The sequence below is a fragment of the Roseateles sp. GW835-FHT13E02 genome (assembly GCF_058794035.1).
Map to the genome: position 1 here is coordinate 1 of NZ_JBXAGJ010000044.1, position 4502 is coordinate 4502.

At 59.3% G+C, this 4502-nt stretch carries 5 protein-coding genes; all 5 read right to left on the reverse strand.

Annotated elements, in window-relative coordinates:
* Positions 1–81: 81 nt before the first annotated feature.
* Positions 82–567: a hypothetical protein gene (locus AC1Q6P_RS23830; RefSeq protein WP_492666256.1), complete on the reverse strand. Its 486-nt coding sequence runs from the start codon at positions 565–567 to the stop codon at positions 82–84.
* Between the two features lie 1160 nt (positions 568–1727).
* A complete protein-coding gene (locus AC1Q6P_RS23835; RefSeq protein WP_492666255.1) occupies positions 1728–2105 on the reverse strand; it encodes a hypothetical protein in 378 nt (125 codons plus the stop codon).
* Between the two features lie 357 nt (positions 2106–2462).
* Positions 2463–2774, reverse strand: coding sequence for a hypothetical protein (locus AC1Q6P_RS23840; protein WP_492666254.1), 312 nt, complete (start codon positions 2772–2774; stop codon positions 2463–2465).
* Between the two features lie 892 nt (positions 2775–3666).
* On the reverse strand, positions 3667–4011 hold the full coding sequence (locus tag AC1Q6P_RS23845; RefSeq protein ID WP_492666253.1) for a hypothetical protein: 345 nt from the start codon (positions 4009–4011) through the stop codon (positions 3667–3669).
* 56 nt (positions 4012–4067) lie between these two features.
* The coding region (locus tag AC1Q6P_RS23850; RefSeq protein ID WP_492666252.1) for a hypothetical protein at positions 4068–4502 on the reverse strand (435 nt) is incomplete at its 5' end.

Genomic DNA, 4502 nt, shown 5'->3' on the forward strand with positions numbered 1-4502 from the left:
CAATCCAGATCAATCGGGGTCAGGTCTTGCGGGGGGATTCAATGAGACGGTGTTGACGCGGTGGGAAGTCCCTGTAAATGGTTAGCCCTCATTTCTCACAGCAAGCGCTACAACCTTGCCATTGAACAGCTTCAGGTCAACCATCATTCCGTCCTCAAGGCGAAACGATCGACCAACTGGCAGAACATATCCGCAGTCGCAGCTTGGTCCGGCTTCATAAGTTCGCATACTTCTCTCGCCCACCAAAAACTCGACGTAACCATATCCAGGCTTAGAAAACCGCTTGATGATGTGCAGTCGCCCGCTGATGGCTTCATAGTTCCCGGCTGCCTCGGCATTCCGGCACAACCGTGTTTCCTTGATGTCTCCAACTATGGACCAAAGCGCGGCCCCGAAGAACAACAGGCCAACAGGGATTTGCACCAGCAGCATCAACTTGGACGAGGCTCCTCGAATGATGACTCTTCCTCGAAGTCCGTACAGTAAAAATACAGACCCGATGACCGTGTGCGGAATGAAAAATATGAGCGCCCCAATCGAAAGCGACGCAGCAGCTGCAGAGTACATGCGGGCTAACGTGAAAGTGAGCGGACGCCGAAGGCGGTCCGCTCGAATGACAGGTTGTGCAGAGCCACTTCGGAGGCACTGCCTTGAAACAGGCCCACAGCATGCCGAAGCGGTACCCATGCGGCGAACGCCCGAGGCGCCAAGCGCCTTGTCCGCCTGCCCTCTGGCGGAGAACCAAAAAACGACGAACAAGCGGCGGAGGCAAAGCAGGCAAGATCACGGCGACCAGGGAATGACAGTGCTTGAACTGCGCCCGACTCGAGCAAGCGCGATGCGGACTGGCCAGCGAGACCGTGGCGAGCGACGGGCCGAAGGCGGATCTTCATGCGTTGCCTAGCTTGCTGCACAACGTAAAGGTCAGCGGACGCCGCAGGCGGTCCGCTGCAACGACCGGCTATGCAGAGCCACCTTCGGAGGCACTGCCGTGGAAGTGGCCGAGAGCATACCGAGGCGGTACCCACGCCGCGGGCGCCCGAGGCGACAGGCTACATCCGTACCATGCGGCTGGCCGCGAACCGAGGAATGCAAACGAACGGCTTGGCTTACCCAGGCAAGATCACGGCGACCGAAAGCGGGAGTTGTTTGCGCCCAGCCCGAACCCGAGAAAGCCTCGGCCCGTTGCGCCGCTTGATCGCCGCGAACGCGGAACCGAAAACGAACCTTCGAGATTTGCTTAGCCTGCTGCATAGCGTAAAGGTCAGCGGACGCCGCAGGCGGTCCGCTGCAACGACCGGCTATGCAGAGCCACCTTCGGAGGCACTGCGGTGGAAGTGGCCGAGAGCATACCGAAGCGGTACCAACGCCGCAGGCGCCCGAGGCGACAGGCTGCCTCCTCACCATGCGGCGGGCGGCGAACTGAGGAAAGCGAAAGGCCAGCTTGGCTAGAACCGGCGAGATCACGGCGACCGAAAGCGGGAGCTATTTGCGGCCAGCCCGAACCCGAGAAAGCCTCGGCCCGTTGCGTAGCGCGATCGCCGCGAGCGCCCAACCGAACACGGATCGTCGAAGTTCTCTTAGCCTGCTGCATAGCGTTTGAGCTAACCGGCCTGCAGCGGCGTGACGCGGCTGGCCGAGAATGAAATGACGGCCAGCCGTGGCATGCCGTTGCGGGTCCGGTTGAGCGATGGGTTAGCCCTGTGTTCGCAGCGCATGCCATCCACCTACAGCGTGTCCGCGACAAATACCTTGTGGGCGGCTCCTCGATCATCCGTGGCTTCGACGATGACCTCTGGGCCTTTCCGGGTAAGACGATAGCGCAGTACGACTGGACCAAGGCTTGCCGGACTCACCTTTTGGCTTTCCAGCAATTTCGGCAACCAAGCCTGCCAATAGTCAACTGACTTGTTCAATTGAGGCGGACTTGCCGGCGGAAGACTCGAGGAGCCGACAGAGAAATCGATCCGCAGCTCGTTCTCCGGAAGATCCCACGCCATGGCCCGCATGAGATCGCAGACGTACAAGTCATCGACGTAGTTCATGAGGCTCACGAACGAATGGCCGAAGTTGTGCAGCGCGGAATCGATGTGCTTGTACTTCACAGGGCTAACGTGAAAGTGAGCGGACGCCGAAGGCGGTCCGCTCGAATGACAGGTTGTGCAGAGCCAATTCGGAGGCACTGCCGTGGAACCGGCCCACAGCATACCGAAGCGGTACCCATGCGGCGAACGCCCGAGGCGCCAAGCGCCCCGTTCGCCGGCCTGCTGGCGGCGAAAGACGAAATGAAAGAAAAGCGGCCGTGCTCAGCCAGGCAAGATCACGGCGGCCAGGGACTGACAGAGCTTGAACTTCGCCCGACTCGAACAAGCGCAATGGGGATTCCCCCGCGAGATCGCGGCGAACGACGGACCGAAGGCGGATCTTCATGCGTTGCTTAGCTTGCTGCACAACGTTTGAGCTCAGCGGGCGGCGGAGCCGTCCGCTGCAGCGAAGGGTTGAACCGGACCCTCTGCTACGGCAGATAGCCTCTGTGAAAAGCTCTCCCCGCACAAGCGATCGACTGACGCGATTGCCGCCACAGCCTCCGCTGTACTGAATGACCTTCCCTCAAGGATGGCCAGCGCTTGGTTGTGCAAGGCATATGCGAGATGTGCCGCCGCTCGAAGCGCGGGATCGGCCGTTGCATTACTACCGAGATGGCCCGCAAGCAGCAGACGCAGCTCATAGACGGCGAACGCCAGAATTTTTGTCTCGTCGAGGTTGGAAGGCATGGCTGCAGGTGCGGTTCAACGTTCGAGCTAACCGGCACGCAGCGGCATGCCTCCGCTGGGCCAGAATGAAATGAGGCCCTGCGGAGGCATGCCGTTTCGTGTCCGGTTGAGCGACTGGTTAGACGTCACCGCTGGGCAGACCTTCTTCCGAGTGTGGGGGGTGTGGAAACAGTTCGACCAACTCAAGTGGCTCCCTAGATTCCGCATACATGAACTTGGTGCCCTTCTCTGCGAGGTAACCAAGCAGTTGGTGCTGCAAGCTGAAGGCGAGCTGGATAGCTTGCCATGCGTCAACACCATGGATTGGTCCCAGGTTCTCGTGATACCCATCCATCGTGCACGCGCAGACCCATTCATCTGAAGAGACTTCGAACGGGATCCCGACACGAAGCGTGATCACCCGCTCCGTGCTGTTTGGCTCGATAGCGATGATGGTCCGGGCAGCGAGCCACTGTGGCCTAGTATTCATGGGGTCAACGTGAGGTGGCCGAAGTCTGTGACGTCTAACGTGAAGGTGAGCGGACGCCGAAGGCGGTCCGCTCGAACGACAGGTTGTGCAGAGCCAATTCGAAGGCACGGCGGTGGAAGTGGCCGAAAGCATAACGAAGCTGTACCCATGCGGCGAACGGCTGAGGCGGCAAGCGTCTTGTCCGCCTGCCCGCTGGCGGCAAAACAAGAATAGGAGAACAAGCGCCATTGCCCAACCCGGCAAGATCACGGCAGTCGGAGGTCGACCGAGCTTGAAGTACGCCCGACTCGAACAAGCGCGATGCGAACTGCCCCGCGAGATCGCGGCGAGCGACAGACCGAAAGCGGATCTTCATGCGTGGCCTAGCTTGCTGCACAACGTAAAAGTGAGCGGACGCCGAAGGCGGTCCGCTCCAATGACAGGTTATGGCGCAGCAAGCAGCTTTGCATAGATTTCTTCCTTCGCCTGAGGCGAACTTGAATTGTCGAACCTCTCGAAAAGCCCAAAGTGAAAGAGCCGCTCGTTCATATTCATTCCGCCGATGCGATCAATCGCCGTCTCGCGGAACGCCGACCAAAGGCCAAAAACGGCTGAATGCGTCGAATCGTCGGCAATCCAACTATTGCCAATGTAGCGCTCGACCTGAACTCGCAGTTCATCCACGTTGTCCGCATTGAGCTTCCAATCGGCCAACAAACTAGCCAACCCTTGAACAGCAACATCCGGCGATATGCGACCGATCGCCAACGTCATCTCGTCAATCGTCATTTGCGCCATAACGTGAAAGTGAGCGGCCGCAGAAGGCGGTCCGCTCGAATGACAGGTTAAACCTCATCGACGAGATCCTTCCGAAATGCGCGCAGCAATACTGCCAACATCGGAATTGCAGCGACGACAAACACGATGAGCGGAATCTTGTAAGGCGGGAGCAACAGCAATAGCGGTTCCGAGCTAGGAATCTCGCCGGGCTGTCGAATGGAGACCATGTAACCGGCAGGTGCGGGGCCTAGCAGCCACATTGACACAGCGTAAACAAGATACAGAACTACCGTGGCAACCACGAGGAAAACCACTGGCCGCGACAAAGCCCCCCAGGTCAGGCAAGTGACGCAAGCGGCGAACAGAAGCGGTAGGCCCGCCAGGATGAGAAGTTCGACTATGAACATGCCTTGCCTGAGGTTTAACGTTGAAGCTGAGCCGCAAGCGGCGTCTGGGCACGCAAGGCCCAGAATGAAATGAGGGCCTGAAGTGACCAGCCG

Coding starts and splice junctions, on each gene's coding strand:
- AC1Q6P_RS23845 (WP_492666253.1), bottom strand. CDS start 4,011: ATGACGATTGACGAGATGACGTTGGCGATCGGTCGCATATCGCCGGAT.
- AC1Q6P_RS23840 (WP_492666254.1), bottom strand. CDS start 2,774: ATGCCTTCCAACCTCGACGAGACAAAAATTCTGGCGTTCGCCGTCTAT.
- AC1Q6P_RS23830 (WP_492666256.1), bottom strand. CDS start 567: ATGTACTCTGCAGCTGCTGCGTCGCTTTCGATTGGGGCGCTCATATTT.